Source organism: Nonomuraea sp. NPDC059194 (genome assembly GCF_042754765.1).
GTDB lineage: Bacteria > Actinomycetota > Actinomycetes > Streptosporangiales > Streptosporangiaceae > Nonomuraea.
Map to the genome: position 1 here is coordinate 325938 of NZ_JBHZBH010000001.1, position 19793 is coordinate 345730.

Annotated in this window: 16 protein-coding genes; 10 read left to right on the plus strand and 6 right to left on the minus strand. The window is 71.3% G+C overall.

What is annotated here, in order from left to right:
* The first annotated feature begins 100 nt into the window (after positions 1-100).
* From ACFXJ8_RS01540 to ACFXJ8_RS01565, 6 genes are all read left to right on the plus strand, one after another.
* Positions 101-568: a (2Fe-2S)-binding protein gene (locus ACFXJ8_RS01540; protein WP_379641842.1), complete on the plus strand. Its 468-nt coding sequence runs from the start codon at positions 101-103 to the stop codon at positions 566-568.
* Positions 565-2955, plus strand: coding sequence for a xanthine dehydrogenase family protein molybdopterin-binding subunit (locus tag ACFXJ8_RS01545; RefSeq protein WP_379641843.1), 2391 nt, complete (start codon positions 565-567; stop codon positions 2953-2955). Before ACFXJ8_RS01540 ends, ACFXJ8_RS01545 begins: the two co-directional genes overlap by 4 nt.
* Entirely contained in the window at positions 2952-3794 is an 843-nt protein-coding gene (locus tag ACFXJ8_RS01550) for an FAD binding domain-containing protein (RefSeq protein WP_379642057.1), read from the plus strand. The genes ACFXJ8_RS01545 and ACFXJ8_RS01550 overlap by 4 nt, the downstream gene beginning before the upstream one ends.
* A gap of 266 nt (positions 3795-4060) precedes the next feature.
* A complete protein-coding gene (locus ACFXJ8_RS01555; RefSeq protein WP_379641844.1) occupies positions 4061-4726 on the plus strand; it encodes an SRPBCC family protein in 666 nt (221 codons plus the stop codon).
* A gap of 90 nt (positions 4727-4816) precedes the next feature.
* Positions 4817-7489: a CDP-glycerol glycerophosphotransferase family protein gene (locus ACFXJ8_RS01560; protein ID WP_379641845.1), complete on the plus strand. Its 2673-nt coding sequence runs from the start codon at positions 4817-4819 to the stop codon at positions 7487-7489.
* Positions 7486-8532: a glycosyltransferase gene (locus ACFXJ8_RS01565; RefSeq protein ID WP_379641846.1), complete on the plus strand. Its 1047-nt coding sequence runs from the start codon at positions 7486-7488 to the stop codon at positions 8530-8532. The genes ACFXJ8_RS01560 and ACFXJ8_RS01565 overlap by 4 nt, the downstream gene beginning before the upstream one ends.
* Positions 8533-8690: 158 nt before the next feature.
* On the opposite strand, the gene ACFXJ8_RS01570 is transcribed toward ACFXJ8_RS01565, so the two are convergent.
* Genes ACFXJ8_RS01570 through ACFXJ8_RS01580 form a run of 3 tightly spaced genes read right to left on the minus strand, consistent with a single transcriptional unit; the run spans position 8691 to position 12323 of the window.
* Complete coding sequence (locus ACFXJ8_RS01570; protein ID WP_379641847.1) at positions 8691-9737, minus strand: sulfotransferase family protein; 1047 nt, start codon at positions 9735-9737, stop codon at positions 8691-8693.
* Positions 9730-10788 (minus strand): CDP-alcohol phosphatidyltransferase family protein, encoded by a 1059-nt coding sequence (locus ACFXJ8_RS01575; protein ID WP_379641848.1) that lies wholly within the window; start codon positions 10786-10788, stop codon positions 9730-9732. The genes ACFXJ8_RS01570 and ACFXJ8_RS01575 overlap by 8 nt, the downstream gene beginning before the upstream one ends.
* Before the next feature lie 35 nt (positions 10789-10823).
* Positions 10824-12323 carry a glycosyltransferase family 2 protein gene (locus ACFXJ8_RS01580; RefSeq protein ID WP_379641849.1) on the minus strand — a complete coding sequence of 500 codons (1500 nt, stop codon included), beginning with the start codon at positions 12321-12323 and terminating at the stop codon, positions 10824-10826.
* Positions 12324-12452: 129 nt separating this feature from the next.
* On the opposite strand from ACFXJ8_RS01580, the gene pseH reads away from it, so the two are divergent.
* Together pseH and pseI are read left to right on the plus strand one after the other, a co-directional pair.
* Positions 12453-12953 (plus strand): UDP-4-amino-4,6-dideoxy-N-acetyl-beta-L-altrosamine N-acetyltransferase, encoded by a 501-nt coding sequence (gene pseH / locus ACFXJ8_RS01585; RefSeq protein WP_379641850.1) that lies wholly within the window; start codon positions 12453-12455, stop codon positions 12951-12953.
* On the plus strand, positions 12950-13993 hold the full coding sequence (gene pseI / locus ACFXJ8_RS01590; protein WP_379641851.1) for a pseudaminic acid synthase: 1044 nt from the start codon (positions 12950-12952) through the stop codon (positions 13991-13993). The genes pseH and pseI overlap by 4 nt, the downstream gene beginning before the upstream one ends.
* On the opposite strand, the gene ACFXJ8_RS01595 is transcribed toward pseI, so the two are convergent.
* Together ACFXJ8_RS01595 and ACFXJ8_RS01600 are read right to left on the minus strand one after the other, a co-directional pair.
* Complete coding sequence (locus ACFXJ8_RS01595) at positions 13986-14975, minus strand: PseG/SpsG family protein (RefSeq protein WP_379641852.1); 990 nt, start codon at positions 14973-14975, stop codon at positions 13986-13988. The two genes, pseI and ACFXJ8_RS01595, sit on opposite strands and share 8 nt — an antisense overlap.
* Positions 14972-15700: a cytidylyltransferase domain-containing protein gene (locus tag ACFXJ8_RS01600; protein WP_379641853.1), complete on the minus strand. Its 729-nt coding sequence runs from the start codon at positions 15698-15700 to the stop codon at positions 14972-14974. The genes ACFXJ8_RS01595 and ACFXJ8_RS01600 overlap by 4 nt, the downstream gene beginning before the upstream one ends.
* 128 nt (positions 15701-15828) lie before the next feature.
* On the opposite strand from ACFXJ8_RS01600, the gene pseB reads away from it, so the two are divergent.
* The gene (gene pseB, locus ACFXJ8_RS01605; RefSeq protein ID WP_379641854.1) at positions 15829-16788 is read left to right on the plus strand and encodes a UDP-N-acetylglucosamine 4,6-dehydratase (inverting); all 960 of its coding nucleotides are present in this window, start codon (positions 15829-15831) and stop codon (positions 16786-16788) included.
* Entirely contained in the window at positions 16788-17912 is a 1125-nt protein-coding gene (locus ACFXJ8_RS01610; protein WP_379641855.1) for a DegT/DnrJ/EryC1/StrS family aminotransferase, read from the plus strand. The genes pseB and ACFXJ8_RS01610 overlap by 1 nt, the downstream gene beginning before the upstream one ends.
* Here ACFXJ8_RS01610 and ACFXJ8_RS01615 read toward each other — a convergent pair.
* Entirely contained in the window at positions 17905-19776 is a 1872-nt protein-coding gene (locus ACFXJ8_RS01615) for a glycosyltransferase family 2 protein (protein ID WP_379641856.1), read from the minus strand. The genes ACFXJ8_RS01610 and ACFXJ8_RS01615 overlap by 8 nt on opposite strands.
* Between the last annotated feature and the right edge of the window lie 17 nt (positions 19777-19793).

The window sequence follows — 19793 nt, forward strand, 5'->3', positions numbered from 1 at the left end:
GAGAAACCGCCCCCGGACCGCCGCCCTCGCTCCGAGCGGGCGACGCGGCGGGCCGGGCCCGCACCTTTCTCGTTGAACCTCAGGAATCGAGGGAGGACGTATGCCTCGCATCGCCGTCACCGTCGACGGAATCCGCTACGAGGAGGATGTGGAGCCGCGGCTCCTCCTCGTGCACCTGCTCCGAGATCGGCTGGGCAAGACCGGCACTCCTGTCGGGTGCGACACGAGCAACTGCGGCGCCTGCACCGTCATGCTCGATGGCAAGAGCGTGAAGAGCTGTTCCGTGCTCGCCGTCCAGGCCGACGGCGGCGACGTGGTCACCATCGAGGGCCTGGCGACCAACGGCGCCATGCACCCGATGCAGCAGGCCTTCCACGAGGAGCACGCGCTGCAGTGCGGCTACTGCACCCCCGGCATGGTCATGGCCGCCATCGACCTGCTCAGGCAGAACCCCGACCCGTCGGAGGAGGCCATCAGGGAGGGCCTTGAGGGCAACCTCTGCCGGTGCACGGGCTACTGCAACATCGTCAGAGCGGTACGGCGAGGCGCGGCGGTGAAGACACCATGACCGAAGAACTCGACGCGGGCCTGGTGGCCCAGCAGGTGGCCGAGAGCGGCGCGCTGTCCGAGCCGGGCGAGGGCAGGGAGGTCGGCAGGGCGCGCAGGCGCAAGGAGGACGCCCGGCTGCTGACCGGCCGTACCCAGTGGACCGACAACATTCAGCTGCCCGGCATGCTGTACGTCGCCTTCAAGCGCAGCCCGATGGCGCACGCCAGGATCACCGGCGTCGACGTGTCGGGCGCCAAGGGCATGCCTGGCGTGGTGGCCGCCTTCAGCGGCCAGGACTTCGCCGACGAACAGGGCAGCCTGCCGTGCGCGTGGCCGGTGAGCGACGACGTCGTCATCCCCGACCACCCGCCGATGGCCGTCAGCGAGGTGCGCTACCCGGGCGAGGCCGTCGCCTGCGTGGTGGCCACCGACAGATACCTGGCCGCCGACGCGCTCGACGCGATCGACGTCGACTACGAGCCGCTGCCGCCCGTCATGGACATGACGGAGGCGTTGACCGACGCCAGCCCAAAGGTGCACGAGGCCGGCAACAAGGCGTTCACGTGGACGTTCGCCCAGGGCGACCTGGAGGCCGCGTTCAGGGACGCGCCGGTGCTCATCGACCGCACCTACGTCCAGCAGCGCCTCATCCCGTCGGCGATGGAGCCACGCGCGGTCGTCGCGACGACCGACGGCGACGGCATCACGATGTGGACGGCGACGCAGGTCCCGCACGTGCTGAGGGTGATGCTGGCGCTGACCACCGGCGTGCCCGAGCACAAGCTGCGGATCATCGCGCCCGACGTGGGCGGCGGGTTCGGCTCCAAGCTGCAGGTCACCGCGGAGGAGGTGCTCTGCCTGCTGCTGACCAGGAAGCTCGGCAAGCCGGTCAAGTGGACCGAGTCGCGCTCGGAGGGCAACCTGACCGTGCACCACGGTCGCGACCAGATCCAGCACATCACGCTGGCCGCCGAGGCCGACGGCAGGATCAGGGGGGTGAAGGTCGACCTGCTGGCCGACATGGGCGCCTATCTCATGCTGGTCACGCCGGGCGTGCCGCTGCTGGGCGCGTTCATGTTCAACGGCATCTACAAGATGGACGCCTACCGCTTCGACTGCACGGGCGTCTTCACCACGAAGATGCCGACCGACGCCTACCGCGGCGCCGGCCGTCCCGAGGCCACCTACGCCATCGAGCGGGTCATGGACGAGCTCGCGGCCGAGCTGAACCTCGACCCCATCGAGGTGCGCAGGCGCAACTGGATCAGGCACGAGGAGTTCCCGTACACCACGATCGCGGGGCTCACCTACGACTCCGGCAACTACGAGGCGGCCACCGAGAAGGCGCTGGCGCTGTTCGGCTACGACAAGCTGCGCGCCGAACAGGCCGACCGGCGCGACAGGGGCGACCCGGTCCAGCTCGGCATCGGCGTCAGCACCTACACCGAGATGTGCGGCCTGGCGCCCAGCAGGGTGCTCGGCTCGCTCAGCTACGGAGCGGGCGGTTGGGAGCACGGGTCGGTGCGCATGCTGCCCACCGGCAAGGTCGAGGTCGTCACCGGCACCTCGCCGCACGGCCAGGGCCACGAGACCGCGTGGAGCCAGATCGTGGCCGACTCGCTCGGCGTGCCGTTCGAGGACATCGCGGTCATGCACGGCGACACCGCGATCTCGCACAAGGGCATGGACACCTACGGCTCGCGCTCGCTGGTCGTCGGCGGCATGGCCGTCCTGCAGGCGTGCGAGAAGGTGAAGGACAAGGCCAGGAAACTGGCCGCGCACGCGCTCGAGTGCTCGCCCGACGACCTCGACTTCGTCCAGGGCTCGTTCACGGTGAAGGGGACCACGTCGAGCAAGACGATCCAGGAGCTGGCGCTGGCCGCGTTCGCCGCGCACGACCTGCCCGACGGCGTGGAGCCACGGCTCGACGCCGACGCCACGTTCGATCCGGAGAACTTCTCCTTCCCGCACGGCACGCACCTGTGCGCGGTCGAGGTCGACACCGAGACCGGCATGGTGAAGATCCGCAAGTACGTGGCGGTCGACGACGTCGGCCGGGTCGTCAACCCGCTGATCGTCGAGGGTCAGGTGCACGGCGGGCTCGCGCAGGGCATCGCGCAGGCGCTGTTCGAGGAGGCCGTCCACGACGCCGACGGCAACCTGCTGACCACGACCATGGCCGACTACCTGCTGCCCTCGGCCGCAGATCTGCCCGACTTCGTCACCGACAGGACCGAGACGCCGGCGACGTCCAACCCGCTCGGCGTCAAGGGCGTCGGCGAGGCCGGCACGATCGCCTCCACCCCCGCCGTCGTCAACGCCGTCGTGGACGCGCTGCGGCCGCGCGGCGTCCACGACATCCAGATGCCATGCACGCCCGAACGGATCTGGAGGGCCATCCGATGATCCCGGCCCAGTTCGACTACCTGCGGCCCGCCTCCCTGCAGGAGGCGAGCGAGGCGCTGGCCGCCGACGAGGACGCGAAGGTCCTGGCCGGCGGGCAGTCGCTGCTGCCGCTGCTGCGCCTGCGGCTGGCCTACCCGTCGCTGCTGGTGGACGTCAGCGGGCTCAGCGAGCTCAACGGCATCCGCGACGAGGGCGAGCACGTCTTCATCGGCGCGACCGCCACGCACGACGAGGTGATGCGCTCGCCCGAGGTCACCGCGGGCTGCCCGCTCGTGGCCCTGGCCGCCGCCACCGTCGCCGACCCCGCGGTACGGCACCGCGGCACCTTCGGCGGCTCCCTCGCCCACGCCGACCCGGCGGGCGACCTGCCCGCGGTGGCGCTGGCGCTGGAGTGCGTGATGGTGACCTCGTCGAGGGAGATCCCCGCCGCGGACTTCTTCCTCGACTACCTGGAGACGGCGCTCGGGCCGGGAGAGATCCTGCTCGGCGTCAGGGTGCCCAAGCTGGGGCCGGGGTGGGGCTTCCACTACGAGAAGTTCCACCGTACGGCGCAGGCCTGGGCGATCGTCGGCGTGGCGGCGGCGGTCCGCCGGTCGAACGGTTCGATCGAGGAGGCGAGGATCGGCCTGACGAACATGGGGCCGACTCCGCTGCGGGCGTCGGCGACGGAGGCGGCGCTGCGCGGGGCGGAGCTCGGCGACGCGGTCGCGCGGGCGTGTTCGGAGGCGGCGGAGGGCACCTCGCCCACGGCCGACCTGCACGCCCAGCCCGACTACCGGCGGCATCTGGCCCAGGTGCTGACGCAGCGGGCGATCCGCGCGGCGGCCGGCTCGCCCTGACCCGCGAGGTGTTGTGGGAGGGGGCCTGCCCGGCCCTCTCCCACCGCCCTTGGTGCGGTTCTCCCAGGGTCGCGCGCAGGGCGCAGACCTGCGGGAGGCGGCGGGCGCCAGAAGGAGCGGCGCGGCGCGGCCCCGAGGGAGGCGGCGGGCGCCGGGAGGAGGAAGCGGTGCGGGATGGGGCTGAGGGCCCGCACCGGGGGTAGTCAGCGGGGGTCCCAAGGACGAGGCTGGGAGAGCGCGACCAGTCAGGTGGAAGGAGCGGATCGATGGCGATGCGGTTCGAGCACGAGTTCACGGTTCCTGTTCCGATCGAGCAGGCTTGGGCGGCGCTGCTCGACGTCGAGCGGGTGGCGCCGTGCCTGCCGGGGGCGACGCTCGACATCGTCGAGGGAGAGGAGTTCACCGGCAGGATGAAGGTGAAGGTCGGCCCGATCACCGTCACCTACCGGGGAACGGCCAGGCTCGAGGACGTCGACAAGGACGCCTACGCCCTCACACTCGCGGCCTCGGGCAAGGAGGCCCGTGGTTCGGGCACCGCCAGCGCCACGGTCACCGCCCGGCTGACTCCTTCCGACGAGGTCACCTCGGTGAAGGTCGAGACGGCGTTCAACGTCACGGGAAGGCCCGCGCAGTTCGGCAGGGGCGTCATGGCGGAGGTGGGCGCCAAGCTCATCGACACGTTCGCGGCGAACCTGGCCGACCTGCTGGGCGAGTCGCAGGCCGAGGAGCGGCACCTGGCCGCGGTGCCCGAGGTCGAGGAGGAGGACGTCAGGCCGAGCGGCACGCTGCGCACCTCCCGCACACCCGACGAGGAGGCGCTCGACCTGCTGGAGATCGCGGGTGCGCCGCTGCTCAAGAGGATCGCGCCGATCGTGGGAGCGATCGCCGGAATAGCGCTGCTGGTGTGGCTCATCCGACGAATCCTCCGATAAATCCGGGCAAAAAGGCCATCAAGTCGGGACACATGGTGAATCGGTGGGGAATGTCTGCCTTCGAGCATCGGGACTCGGGGGAGAACAGGCATGCCGGACTGCACCGTTGTCGTGATCACCTACAACGACGCCGGACGCCTCCCGAGGGCGGTCCACTCGGTGCTCGAGCAGACGCTGCGCGGCCTCGAAGTGATCATCTCGGACGACGCGAGCACCGACGACACCCCTCGCGTGGCCCATGAGCTCATGCGGGCCGACCCGCGCGTCCGCTACATCCGCAGGGAGGTCAACTCGGGCGGGTGCGGGGCGCCGCGCAATGACGGGCTCGACGCGGCGCTCTCGCCGTACGTCATGTTCCTGGACAGCGACGACACGCTGCCCCGGCACGCGTGCAAGAGCATGCTGGCCGAGATCGAGCGGACCGGCGCCGACTTCGTCTCAGGGCAGATCTCGCGGCTGCACGAGCCGACCGGCAGGACCGAGCGCTACTACCCGCAGCTGTTCGGGCGGCGGCGGGTGGTCGAGGGCATCCGCGAGGAGCCCGAGCTGTTCCTCGACTGCTTCAGCACCAACAAGCTGTTCGACGTCTCCTTCCTGCGCCGTCACGCGCTGCGCTTCCCCGAGGACATCCACTACGAGGACCACGTCTTCGGCGCCGAGCTGTACTGCGCGGCGCGCAGGTTCGCGGTGGTGCCGTGGGTGGTCTACCTCTGGCGCAGGTCCCCCGAGCACGTGTCGATCTCGATGAGCACCAAGGAACTGGACAACGTCCGCCACCGGCTCGAGGCGGCCAGGCGCAGCGACGCGATCCTGCGCGCGCACGGCTTCGGCGACCTGGTGCCCGACCGGCAGTACCGTTTCGTCCGCCACGACCTGCGGGTCTATCTCAACCCGATGCCCTCGCGCGACGTGGTGTGGGCCAAGGAGTTCGCCGCGCTGGTCAGGCCGTACCTGGAGCAGGTGCCGCGCGAGGTGATCGAGCGGATGCACCCGACGGTGCGGGTGTGCTGCCGGCTGATCCTCGCCGACCGGGCCGAGGACCTGCGGGTGGCGGCCCGATCGCTGAACGGCCCGCAGCCCCCGCCGCGCGAGGTGGTCAGGCGCGAGGGGCGCACGTACTGGGGCGCCACGCCCGAGCCCGGCCTGGACATCACCGCGCTGCGCCTGGCCGAGCTGCCCTACACCGCCTCCCGGCTGCGGCACGAGGTCGTGGCGCTCGCGACGGACGGCACGCGGCTGCGGATGAGAGTGCGCACCTACGACCCCTTCGCGGCCCTCACCGAGTGGACCGCGTTCCTTCGGTGCGGCCCCGTCACAGTGCCGCTCGATACTGTCGCGTGTCCCGACGGCGGCCTGGTCAGCGAGGTCGTCCTCGACCTGGCGAAGGTGCGGGAGCGCTGCGACCCGCGCATCGGGTTCACCAGGCCCGACGGTCTCACCACGACGGACACCCTGCTCGCCGACCCCGGCATGGCGCCGTTCGACGTCGGCCCCCTGACGGTCAGCGCCGAGGGCAGCGCCGGTCAGCTGCGGCTGAGACCGCGACGCACCCCCCGGGTGGTGCTCTCCAGGCTGAAACGCGGAGTGCTGCGCCGGCTGAGCACGCCCAGGCTGAAGCTCGGGGCCTACAAGGCGATCATCAAGGTGCTCCCGCCCCGCGCCGACCTGGCGCTGTTCGAGGCCGACTGCGGCAAGAGCTACACCGGCAGCCCTCGCGCCGTCTACGAGGAGGTACGGCGCCGCCGCCTGCCCGTCCGCGTCGTCTGGTCGGTGGCCCGCGGTCGCGCCAACTTCCCCGCGGGCGTCCCCCTCGTCCGGCGCGGCAGCTGGCGCTACGTCTGGACCATGGCCCGCGCCGGCGTCTGGGTCGACAGCCACGGCTTCCCGCTCGACTACCCCAAGCCGCACGGCACCCGCTACCTGCAGACCTGGCACGGCCAGGGCATCAAGTCGGTCGGCTTCGACGCCCCCGACCTGCGTGCCGACCTGCCGGGGCCGCGCGAGCAGTGGCGCGCGGCCGTCGCCCGATGGGACGCGCTGATCTCACCGAGCGCCGCGTTCTCCCGCTACTTCGTGCCCGCCCTCGGCTACGAGGGCCGCGTCCTGCGGTACGGCACGCCGCGCTGCGACGCGCTGGTGCGCGGCGTTCCGCCCAAAGGCCTGCGCGAACGGCTGGAGATCCCGCCGGGCCGCCGGATCCTCCTCTACGCGCCCACCTACCGCGACAGCGCCAAGGGCTCGGGCGTGTCGGTCAGGGTGGACCTGGAGGAGCTGGCGGAGGCGGTGTCGGACGAATGGGTGCTGATCCTGCGCACCCACCCGGTCGAGCGCTACAAGGTGCCCCAGCACCTGCTCCATTTCGTCCGGCCGGCGGGCTCCTATCCCGAGATCAACGACCTGCTCCTGGTCTCCGACGCGCTGCTGACGGACTATTCCTCCGTGATGTGCGACTACGCGGTGACGGGCAAGCCGATGCTGTTCTTCGTCGACGACTGGGACGAGTACCGGCTGACCGAGCGCGGCGTCAACACCGACCTGCCCGCCATCGCTCCGGGCCCGTGCCTCACCACGACCGCCGAACTCGTCGAGTGCCTGCGTGACCTGCCCGCCGTGCACGCCTCCTTCGCCGCCAAGTACGCCGCGGCGCGGCGGCTGTGGTGCGAGGAGGAGCGGGGCGACGCCGCCGCCAGGGTCGTGGCCGACTTCTTCGGCGCGTCTGCCACACCGGTGCGGGAACGGCCACAGCTGCGGAGCGCTTCGTGAGCGGGGTCGTCTTCGCCTGCCTGGACGCCGACACCCTCGGCGGGATCCAGCAGGTCACCCACCGGCTCGCCCAGGGGCTGGCGGGGCGCGGCCACGAGGTGCACGTCGTCGGCCTGCACCGGGCGCAGGACCCCTTCGGGTACGGCGGGCGGCCCCGCTACCCGCGACACGTGATCAGCGGATCCCCGCGCTGGTCCGTCTTCGACAAGCGGCGCGCCCGCAGGCTGCTGGCCGGGATCGGGCCCCGCTTCGCCGTACTGACCTCGCCGGGGGTGGTGACGCGGCTGTCGGGGCTGCTTCCCGCGCGGACGCGCACCATCGGCCAGTACCACGGCTCCTACCAGCACGCCCGCGGCTGCTCGCACCTCGGCTCCATCAGGCGCCACTACGGCGCGCTCGACCAGGCGGTCTTCCTCAGCGAGGACGACGCGTGGCTGTTCTCCGAGCACGCCCTGCTGCCCAACGCCTGGTCGCTGCCCAACCCGTTGCAGAGCTGGCCCGAGGCTCGGGCGGAGCTGACCGCCACGAGGGTGCTGGGCGTGGGCAGGCTGGCGGGCGTGAAGCGGTTCGACAGGCTGATCAGCGCCTTCGCCAAGGCGTCCGCGCCACCGTGGGAGCTGCACCTGGTCGGCGACGGGCCGGAGGAGCCACGGCTGCGCGCGTGGGCGCGGCAGGAGGGTGTGGCCGACCGGGTGGTGTTCAGGGGACGCGTGGACTCGGGCGCCATGGAACGGGAGTATCTCGCCGCTTCGATCGTCGCGCTGTCCAGCGAGCACGAGGGCCTGCCGCTGGTGCTGATGGAGTCGGCCGCGCACGGGCTGCCGTCGGTCGCCTTCGACGTCTCGGGAGGGGTGCGCTCGATCGGCGGGCTGCTCGCGCCGCCCGGTGACGTGCCCGCCTTCGCCGAACGGCTCGCCGTCCTCATGGAGTCGGCGGACGAGCGGCGGCGACTGGGCGCCGCCGCTCGCGCCAGGGCCGAGGGGTTCCGCATGGAACCCGTGCTCGACCGCTGGGAAGAGCTCTTCGCTCACCTGATGCGCTGAGGCCTCACCTGTTGCGCTGAGACCTCACCTGATGCGCTGAGACCTCACCTGTTGCGCTGAGACCTCATCTGGCGCGCTGAGGAGACGCCACGTGACGCGATGGAAAGACGCCACGTGACGCACTGCGGAAACCTCCTCCGGCGCGCCGACGAGGGCACTCACATGACGTGCTGCGGAAGCTCCATCTCGACCCGCTGCGGGGGAAGCCCGGCGAGCGCGCGCTGACCCGAGGTGAGCAGCGCCGGCACGGGACCGGGCTCGCGCAGCCGGTTGAACCGGTCACGCATGGCCTTGCGCATCCGCGACCCCCGCCGCTTCTGCATGACCTTCTGCAGGCGGACGAGGTGCTCCCTGGACGCCTTGGGGGCGCCGCTCAGCTCGTAGCCGTTGGCCTCGAGCCGCTCGCCGAGCACCTGCTCGCACAGCCTGAGCTCCCAGTTCTCCAGGCGCGTCGCCCAGCTGCCCACCCGCGACCTGAGGACCTCGCCGTGCGTGTTGCTGTGCCACACCTTGTGGACGGGCACCGCGACGCTGGCCGCCTCGCGCGGCGAGCACATCGCGGGCTCGAAGTCCTCGTCGAGGAAGTGGCAGAGCTTCTTCAGCTCGGTCGACGGGTCGTCGGTCAGATCCTCGTAGCGCAGCTCGTAGTAGCTGTCCTCCGGCATGATCTTGCGCAGCCGCCGGCCGGCGTCGATCGCCTCCGCCCAGGTGGACATCGCGTGGAAGGAGCTGTGGGTGAACCACGGCATCTCCTTCAGCGAGGAGACGCAGTCGCGGCCGTCCCTGATCAGGTGCACGAACTGCGCGTCGGGGAACAGCCTGACGAGCATGTCCACCTGCTTGACGTAGCTCGGCCGCTTGTCGCCCCACCGGGCCTTGCCGAAGCGGTCGGCGTACATCTTGAACGCGGTGCCGATCACCGAGCCGAGCGAGCCAGGGCCGTCGACGACCTGCCTGATGAAGTCGTCCCTGTCGAGGCCCAGCTCGTGGAACTTGGTGGTGCGGTCGCTGGACATCCACTCGGCCAGCGCGAGCCGCTTGGCGGCCTGCCGCATGTCGCCGAACGAGCGGCGCTTCTGGTAGATGGGGACCAGGAACCTGGTCTCCGGCGGCACCGAGAGCCGCGGGTGCGAGTGGAGCATCAGCTGCAGCATCGTGGTGCCCGAGCGCGGGCAGCCGACGACGAATACCGGCCTGTCAGACATTTGGTGAACCCCCGATTAGCACGTGCTCGCGGCTCTCCTCCGGCATGGGGACCGCGCTGTTGCGGCGGGTGAAGAGCCACATCCGATAGACAAGGAAGATCTCGTTGGCCAGGAGCAGCACGCTGACCACCGACGTGATGGGGATCAGCGCCCCCTGCCCCAGCACCGGCGCGATCACGAAGACCGCGGCGTGGAACTCGATGCCGCTGATCAGGTGGGATCTGACCCTCCGCTTGGCCAGGGCCCGGTTGAGCCTGCGCAGCAGGCGGCGGCGCGACGCCGACGACCGCGGTGGCCGCGAGGGCGGCTCCCCCGTCACGTACGGTCGCGGAGCCTCCGCCCCCGGGTGCGGCACCGGCTGGTGCGGCACCGGATGATGCGGTGCAGGATGATGCGGTGCAGGATGATGCGGTGCAGGATGATGCGGGCGCGGCTGGTCCGGCAGCGGCTGCCGGGGCAAGGGCTGCCGGGGCAGCGGCTGCCTGGGTAGGGGCTGCTGCGGCAACGGCTGCTGCGGCAGCGGCTGGTGCGGTCTCGGCGCGGGCAGCTGCGGAGCGCTCGCGGCGATGCCTTCCCTGATGGTCTCCCTGACCCGCTTCATCTGCGGCGCGTTGACGTACCTGAACAGGTCGAGTACGGCCACGGCGGCGCCGAGCAGGATGAAGTCGACGCTCCCCGTGGCCGCGTACTGGCCGTAGGCGAGACCGGCGGCGCAGCACACCACCCTGATCCTGTCGCCCACGTAGTCGAGCCACAGTCCGAACGGCGTCCCCGTGCCCTTGAGCCTGGCGACCTTGCCGTCCACGCAGTCGATCATGAAGCTCAGGTAGAACAGCACCGCCCCCGCGACGAGATCACCGGCCGCGAGGAACCCGGCCGACGTCATGCCGACGAGAAGCGAGAAGACCGTGAGCGCGTTCGGCGTGATGCGGGTGCGGTTCGCCACGACCAGCGCGACCCGGCAGGCGACCGGATCCACGAAGTACACGGTCCACCAGGAGTCTCTCCGCTTACGTGTCGCGTAGACGTCAGCGAGCGAATAGGTCCTCATGGATTCCAGCATGACGACAGACCGTGGTTCTTCGACTACTCTCTGGAACTACTGGAGAATGTCCATGCCGCTTCTTGACCATCCCGGCACGCACCAGGCCCTTGGGTAGATTGACCCGGGTCCATGTCATCGTCGTCCGCGCCCTCGGATTGTCCGGCCATGGGCGCGGGCCGAAGGTAGCCGTCCTTGATCAGGTCGCGATACTCCGCTCGCACGCCGATCCGCCACGTTCCGTGAGCGAGCGCGCCCGCGTCGATCTCGGCGGTGAACGTGCGGCGCTTCTTCCACCGGGCCTTCAAGGGGATCGCGCTCTCGCCCTGCTCCAGCCAGAGCGCGACCTTGACCCTGCGGCCCTCCAGCCGCCTGATGAAGACCTCGCCCGTCACCCTGAGGCGGCCGCCGTCCAGGACGGCCTCGCCGACCCTGGCGACGAGCTTGAGCTCCTCGCTGATCTCGTAGACCTTGTAGGGGATCTGCAGCCGCTTGTTGCCGAGATAGGGGAAGTCGCCGTACCAGCCCTTCGCCTTGCGGCGGAGCTGGACCGCGCGCGGCTCCCCTGCCGCCTGGACCCGGTACTTGCGGACCTTGGCGAGCTCCTTGGCCAGCCCGCGGCGGAGCAGGTGGAGTTCGAGCCGGCGCAGCGCGGGCGCTTCCTTCACCACCGAGCGGTGCATCTCGGTCAGCCAGCTGCCGCCGAGCTCCAGCAGGCCCATCCGGTCCCCTGGGCTGCTGTCGGCGACGGCCTGCAGCAGGAACGCGGTGTCCTTCTCCAGCACCAGGCGGTCGAACGGCACGATGAGCCGCGGCGCGGCCTCGGCCATGAACGCGCGCACCTGCCTGATCGCCGCGTGCCGGGCGCGCAGGTTGGGCAGTTCCTCGCGGCGCTGCGTGATCGAGGGCTCCCCCGAGTCTCGCTCCCGCCACTGGTAGACGATCTCGGACAGCACGTCGACCTGTTCGGCCATGACGTGGGCCCTGATGGCGACGGGCAGATCCTCGTAGATCCCCTCGGCGAACTCCAGCCCCCGGGCCTCCCAGAAGGAGCGCCGGTAGACCTTGTTCCATACCGTGCGGTCCCTGACGAGGATCCGCTTGCGGCTGATGTGGGTGCGCTCCACGCTGCGCCTGAACACCTTGGCGTGCAGCGTGGACAGCGACGTCTCGCCCGACCGCAGCCGTTCGACGCCGCCGCAGGCCAGGTCGGAGCCGGTCGTCTCCAGCGAGCCGACGAGCAGCTCGTAGGCGTTGGGCGGCACCACGTCGTCGCTGTCGGCGAAGGCGAGGTAGGCGCCGCGCGCGTGCCGTACACCGGTGTTGCGGGCGGGGCCTGGGCCCTGCCGCTTCTGGGTGAGCAGCACGAATCGGTCGTCTCTCGAGACGAAGTCCTCGGCGACCTCGCGGCTGCCGTCGATGGACCCGTCGTCCACGAGGATCACTTCAAGGTCTGTCAAAGACTGGGACTCGAGCGACTTCAGACATTCGGTGATGTACGGCTCGACATTGCAGAACGGCACGATCACGCTGAGCAGGGGCATGCTCGCAGGATGCCCTTCCCATGACAGGACGGCAGCCACCATGCCTGTCCCTGATCAGCTCTTTACCTTCACTCGAATCCGCTACGTTGAGCTTCTGGACGAGCACGCTTCGTGCAGGAGGGGGGCGAGGTGCTGAGACACGTCGGCGAGCACGACCTGGAGACCATCAGGCGCTGGCGCAACCATCCGAGGGTCCGCGCGGCCAGCCTGACCACGCACGAGATCGGCCCCGACGAGCACGCCCGATGGTGGGCGGGCGTGAGCGGCGACCCGAGCCGCGAGGTGCTCGTCTACGAGCACGGCGGCACGCCGTCGGGCGTGGTGACGTTCACCGGGCTCGGCCCCGGCGCCACGAGCGCCGTCTGGGGCTTCTACCTCGACCTTGACGGCCTGGAGTCGTCGGGCGAGCTGCTGCGGGCGTGGATCGGCCTGGAGCGGGCCGCGATCGAGCACGCCTTCGGCCCACTCGGCCTGGCGACGCTGCGCGGCGAGGTGCTCGAGGACAACGAGTCGGTCAGGCGCCTGCACCGGCGGTTCGGATTCGCCGAGGTCGGCTCGGACCCGCGCGCCATCGACGGCGTCGACAGGAACGTCATCACCATCCAGCTCACCAGGGAGGCATCCGCGTGATCTCCATCGCAGGGCGCGAGATCGGGGCGGGCCATCCGCCGTTCGTCATCGCCGAGATGTCCGGCAACCACAACGGCGACCTCCGCCGGGCGCTGGCCATCGTCGACGCGGTCGCCGCCGCGGGGGCTCATGCGCTGAAGCTGCAGACCTACCGGCCCGACACCATCACCGTCGACGCCGACGGCCCCGCCTTCCGCATCGGCGAGGGCCACGAGCTGTGGGGCGGCGAGAACCTCTACCGGCTCTTCGAGCGGGCGCACACCCCGTGGGAGTGGCACCAGCCGATCTTCGAGCGGGCCCGCGAGCGGGGGCTGGTGCCGTTCTCCTCGCCGTTCGACCCCACCGCGATCGACCTGCTGGAGAAGCTCGGCGCGCCCGCCTACAAGATCGCCTCCTCGGAGATCGTGGACCTGCCGCTCATCAGGCTGGCGGCGGCCACGGGCAAGCCGCTGATCATCTCCACCGGCATGGCGACGATCGGCGAGATCCACGCCGCCGTCGACGCCGCCCGCGCGGCGGGCTGTGAGCAGCTGGCGGTGCTGGCGTGCACGGCCGCCTATCCGGCCGCGCCCACCGAGAGCAACCTGCGTTCGCTGCCGCTGCTGGCGGGACTGACCGGCACGGTGGTCGGCGTCTCCGACCACACGCCGGGGATCGGGGTGCCGCTGGCGGCGGTCGCGCTGGGCGCGTGCCTGATCGAGAAGCACGTCACGCTCTCGCGCGAGGCCGGAGGGGTCGACGCCGCTTTCTCGCTGGAGCCCGCCGAGCTGGCGGCGCTCGTCGTGGAGAGCGAGCGGGCCTGGCAGTCGCTCGGCGCGCCGGTGATCGGGCCGCGGCCGAGCGAGCGTGAGGGGCTGCGGTTCAGGCGCTCGCTGTACGTCGTGCGCGACGTGCGCGCAGGCGAGCCGCTAACGCCGGAGAACGTCAGGTCGATCAGGCCCGCGGGCGGCCTGCCGCCGGAGACGGCGAGCGAGGTGATGGGCCGCACGTTCAGCAGGGACGCCACCCTGGGGACTCCGCTGACCTGGGACCTCATCTGAGGAAGGCGTCGGCGACGCGCTCCCTGCCCCGGCCGTCGACGAGCGCCGCGCCGCGCGTGCCGTACTCCGCTCGCAGCTCCGGCTCGGTGAGCAGCCGCCGCAGCGTGGGCACGGCCCGCTCGGCGCTGCCGCCGAGCCCGGCGGCCAGGCCGCGACCCACCAGCGCCTCGTAGCCGATGAGCTGGTTGTCGGCCACCCAAGTGAGCGCCGCGGGCACGCCGAGGTAGAGCAGCTCCCAGACGGCCGAGCCCGCGGCGGTCACCACCAGGTCGGCCTCGGCCATCAGGTTCGGCAGCAGGTCGGTGGGCGGCAGGACGGTGATGCCCGCCCTCGCACGCAGCGGCGCCGCGCTGATCTCCGCGCTGATCTCCGCGCTGATCTCCGCGCTGATCACGGTGGCGGTGAACGGCACGCCGGTCGCCCGCAGCGCCTCCACCCATTCGGGCGCCACCCCGGCGGCGTCGGTGCCGCCGAAGAAGCACAGCACGTGCGGCGGGGCGGAGGCGGGGCGGGCGGGCGCGCGTACGGCCCGCCGTACGCTGTCGCGCAGCAGCACATAGCGCACCCCGGCCAGCCGCACCCCCGGGTACGGCAGCGCGCACGGCACCTCCTCCGCGCCGAGGTTCTGGTCAAGGTAGAGGTGCGCCTGCTGACCCAGCGGATCGCCGTCCATGATCGTCAGCACGCGCGCGCCCGCCGACATGAGCACGCCGCCCGTCTCAGGGGGCAGCGTGTAGGAGTCGAGCACGACCGCGTCGAACCCGAGCGCCGCGAGCCGGTCGGGCTCGGCGGGCGCGGGGCGCACCGGCAGGGCGCGCAGGTCGAGCTGCCGCATGGCCCACGGCAGCGACCCCATGTCACCGAGGAAGGACACGTGCGTGCCGCGCGCCCGCAGCTCCTCGGCCAGCGCGACGCAGCGCACCAGGTGCCCCACGCCGATCGAGGTGCCCGCGTCGCAGCGGATGCCGACGCGCACGATCACGCCTCCCGCAGGGCCTTCTGCTCGACATGCGCGTTGATCAGGCACGCCTCCGGCCGTGCGCGCAGCCACGCGACCAGCTCGCGCACGCGCGCGCACCGGTCGCCCATGGCGGCCACCATGGTGGCGATCAGCTGCCAGTCGTCCTCGGTGTCGAGCGTGACCCGCAGGTCGGCGGCGTGCGGGAGGTAGCTGAGGCCGAGCAGGTGGAAGTCGTCGGGATGGGTGTAGATGTGGGAGGTGACGTGCGTGCGGTGGTAGCCGGTGGCGACCTTGCCCACGGCCTCCAGCACATCTCTGCCGACGATCTCGACGTCCATGCCGCGCGGCAGCGTGCGGACCAGGCTCGTGGTCAGGTAGTCGAGGCCGGGAAGCGCGCCGTAGGCCAGCGCGACCTGCCTGATCATCTCGGGGTCGAGCAGCGGGCAGTCGGCGGTGAAGCGCATGACGGCCTCGCACGGCCGGCTCTCCAGCGCCTCGACGAACCTGGTCAGCACGTCGTCGACCGGGCCGCGGTGCCAGGCGACGCCAAGCCGCTCGCACTCCGCCACGATCGCATCGTCGGCGGCCTCCGTCGTGGTCGCGACCACGAGGTCGTCGACGATGTCCGACCGGTCGACGGCCCTGACCACCCAGCCGAGCACCGAGCGACCCCCCAGGTCGCGCAGCACCTTGCCGGGTAGTCGCGATGACCCCATGCGCGCTTGGATGACTCCGACAATACGCACTGATGCCCCATTCCCCCGTGTGACCGTGCGTGTCTATCTCGTCGCGCTAGGCTACCGGCCAGCGTGCGCAGACGCGGGAAGTACCACCGAAATCAGGGGGCGACGTGAGCGTGGTGACGGGATCGTCAATGTTGATCACAGGAGGCACTGGCTCCTTCGGCAAGGCCTTCGTGCGCCACGCCCTCGACCATCTCGGCGTCCGCCGCCTGGTGATCTTCTCTCGCGACGAGCTCAAGCAGTACGAGGCCAGGCAGCTGTTCGGTGAGGACGAGCGGCTGCGCTGGTTCATCGGCGACGTGCGCGACCGCGACCGGCTGACCCGCGCCATGCACGGCGTCGACCACGTCGTGCACGCCGCCGCGCTCAAGCAGGTCGACACCGCCGAGTACAACCCCTTCGAGTACGTCAGGACCAACATCGCGGGCTCGCAGAACGTCGTCGAGGCGGCGATCGACTGCGGCGTGCGCAAGGTCGTGGCGCTGTCCACCGACAAGGCCTCCAGCCCCATCAACCTGTACGGCGCGACCAAGCTCGTCGCCGACAAGCTCTTCGTCTCGGCCAACCACTACGCCGCCAGCCACGTGACCAGGTTCGCCGTGGTGCGCTACGGCAACGTGGTGGGCAGCCGCGGCTCGGTCGTGCCGTTCTTCCTGCGCCTGGCCAAGGAGGGCGGCAGCCTGCCGATCACCGACAAGCGGATGACCCGCTTCTGGATCACGCTCGACCAGGCGGTCAGGTTCGTCGTCGACTCCTTCGACATGATGCAGGGCGGCGAGCTGTACGTGCCGCGCATCCCGAGCATGCGCATCACCGACCTGGCCGAGGCGCTGGCCCCCGAGAGCCCGATGGAGGAGATCGGCATCAGGCCGGGCGAGAAGCTGCACGAGGAGATGATCGCGCCCGACGACGGCAGGCGCACGCTGCGCCTGGCCGACCGCTACGTGGTCCAGCCGACGATCGCGACCTGGGGCTACGTCCCTCCGCAGGGCGGCGAGCTGCTGCCCGAGGGGTTCGCCTACCGCTCCGACACCAACGACCGCTGGCTGTCGGTCGACGAGCTGCGCGAGATGGTGGGGGTGACCGCCTGATGCTTCCCTATGGACGTCAGTCGATCATCGACGCCGATATCGAGGCCGTCGCCGAGGTGTTGCGCGGCGACTGGCTGACGACGGGTCCTGCCGTCGCCCTGTTCGAGCGCGAGCTGGCCGCCTGGACGGGCGGCGTGCCGTGCGTCAGCGTCACCTCGGGCACCGCCGCGCTCCACGTCGCCTACGCGGCGGCGGGCCTCGGCGACGGCGACGAGGTCGTCACCTCGCCGCTGACGTTCGTCGCCACCGCGGCCACGGCCGCCCTCCTGGGTGCGAAGGTCGTCTTCGCCGACGTGGAGCCCGACACCGGCAACCTCGATCCGGCCGCGGCCGCCGCCGCGGTGACGGGCAGGACGCGCGCGATCACCGCGGTCGACTACGCGGGCCATCCGGCCGAGTACGACACGTTGCGCCAGGTCGCCGACGGGTGCGGCGCGACGCTGGTGGGCGATGCCGCCCACTCCATCGGGGCCGCCTACCGGGGCCGCCCGGTCGGCTCGCTGTGCGACCTGACGACGTTCTCGTTCTTCCCCACCAAGACGGTCACCACGGCCGAGGGCGGCGCCGTCGCCGCCGCGGACGCCGGCCTGTTCGGGCGGGCGGCGATGTTCAAGAACCACGGCCTGGTCAGAGACCCCGCTCTGCAGCGCGACCCCGGGGTCGGCGGCTGGCACCAGGAGGTCCACGCCTTCGGCCTCAACTACCGGCTGCCCGACGTGCTGTGCGCGCTCGGGATCAGCCAGCTGCGCCGCCTGGCCGCCTTCAGGGCCCGCAGGGCCGAGCTGGTGGCGCGCTACGACAAGCTGCTGGCCGGGGTGCCCGGCCTGGGCCTGCCCGTCCGGCGCGACCACGTCGAGCCCTCGTGGCACCTCTACCCCGTCCGCGTGCGGGAGGGGCGGCGGCGTGAGGTCTACGACAGGATGCGCGCGGCGGGCATCGGCGTCCAGGTCAACTACATCCCCGCCTACTGGCACCCGGTCTTCGAGGACCTCGGCTACCGGCGTGGCCTGTGCCCAGAGGCCGAGGCGTACTACGGCGAGCAGCTCTCGCTGCCGCTGTTCCCCGACCTGTCCGACGGCGACCAGGACCGCGTCGTCGAGTGCCTGGCAGGCATCCTCAGCTGACGCCGGTCTCCCTGATCATGAGGCAGCCGTCCTCGCTCCTGTCGACGAGGTAGCGCCTGCCCTTCACCTCGACCTCGGGCCTGGCCGCGGTCTCCACCACGGGCCTGACGACCTTGCCCTGGTCGAGGACGAGGTCCCAGCAGGCCTCCTCCTGCTTGGAGTCGTCGATCTCGGCGAACGCGACGCGGGCGGTGAAGGCGTGGCCGTCGAGGGCGACGGGGAAGTAGACCTCCTCGCCGTCGTTCCTGCGGATCAGGCGCAGGACGGGCTCGCCGTCGCCGAGCTTGGCCAGCTCGCCCGACACGACCAGCTCGTCGCCGTGGACGTGGCATTCGCGCACGACGGAGTTGCGCCGGAACAGCTTGACGCCCCATGAGCCGCGGGGGGTCCGCACGGGCACCAGCCACAGGCCGCGCTGCCGTACGGGCACCGGGGTCGTGGGCTGCGCCCAACGCCGGCCGCCGATCCTGCCCTGCAGGTGCAGCCCAGGGCGGCGCAGCTCCATGTGGAGCTCCCAGTGTCCTGAGCCGTGGGCGGCGAGCGTGGCGGGGTCGAGCGTGAACGCGAAGTCGTAGCCGCTCTCCAGCGCGGTGGAGTCGTCCTCCCAGGCGGTCTCCGCCCAGGTGGGGAAGGCCGTCGCGGACCCGAGCGAGATCCTGGCGCCGCTCTTGCGCTCCTTCAGCGAGGTTCTGAGCTGCACCCTGCCGACGGCGCCCGCGTCGAACCTGCCGATCGAGACGCGTCCCTCGCCGCGCAGCATGCCCTCGCGCCAGTCCAGCCGTACGAGACGGGAGGCGAGGGACAGGTCGCCGGACAGCGGCATCAGGTGGTCGGGCATGCGGGAGTGCTCGGCGACCCAGCGCCGCCGCGGCCTGCCGGTCCTGCGCATCAGGGGTTGCAGCGCGCCGCTCTCCACCTCGGCGAAGACCTCCGCGAGCGGGCCGAGCTCCCGCCGGTGCAGGAGGTGGACCAGCAGCCGGCGCTCGAACGGCAGGCCGAGCCAGCCCGACAGCGGGACCTGGTCGAGGTAGGACACGGCCAGCTCGACGATGTCGGACGGCAGGCGGTCGCCGTGACGGGCGACCGCCTCCGCCACCACGTGCATGTCGATCTCGAGCGTGTCGGTGTCGAACGCCGCGCCCAGGCCCGGCGCTCCCCCGCGCAGGATCCTGGAGGCGTCGCAGACCGAGAGCAGCCGGTCGCGCAAGTTGTCGGGTTCGAGCTTGCGCTGCGTGATGGACGACTCGGCCTCGTCGCGCTGCCGCCAGTGGTAGACGACCTCGCGCAGCACGTCGACGGAGGCGGCGCGGACGTGCGCGGCCATGGCGACGGGCTGGTCCTCGTACATCCGGTCGGGGAAGGCCAGGCGCAGATCGTCCCAGAACGAGCGCCTGAAGACCTTGTTCCACACCATGCGGTCGCGGATCAGCGCCGGATGGCGGGTGATGTGGGTGCGCTTCCTCGACACCTTGAAGGCTTCCTTGTGCGCCCACGATCGCACCAGCTGCCCGCCGATGAGCCGCATGGCGTCGCCGCACGCCAGGTCGGAGCCGGTCGACTCCAGGGAGCCGACCAGCTTGGCGAAGGCCGCCCGCGGCACCACGTCGTCGCCGTCGACGAAGGCGAGATAGCGGCGCGTCGCGTGGCGCAGGCCGACGTTGCGCGCCATGCCGGGGCCCATGTTGTGCTGCCTGACCAGGCGGAAGCGATCGTCGATCGCGCACATCGCCGCCGCCACGTCCGCGCTGCCGTCGGTCGATCCGTCGTCGACGCAGATCACCTCGAAGTCGCGCAGGGACTGCCCCGCGACCGACTCCAGGCACTCGCCGACGTACTTCTCCACGTTGCGGAAAGGGATGATCACCGAAAGCACTGAGACTC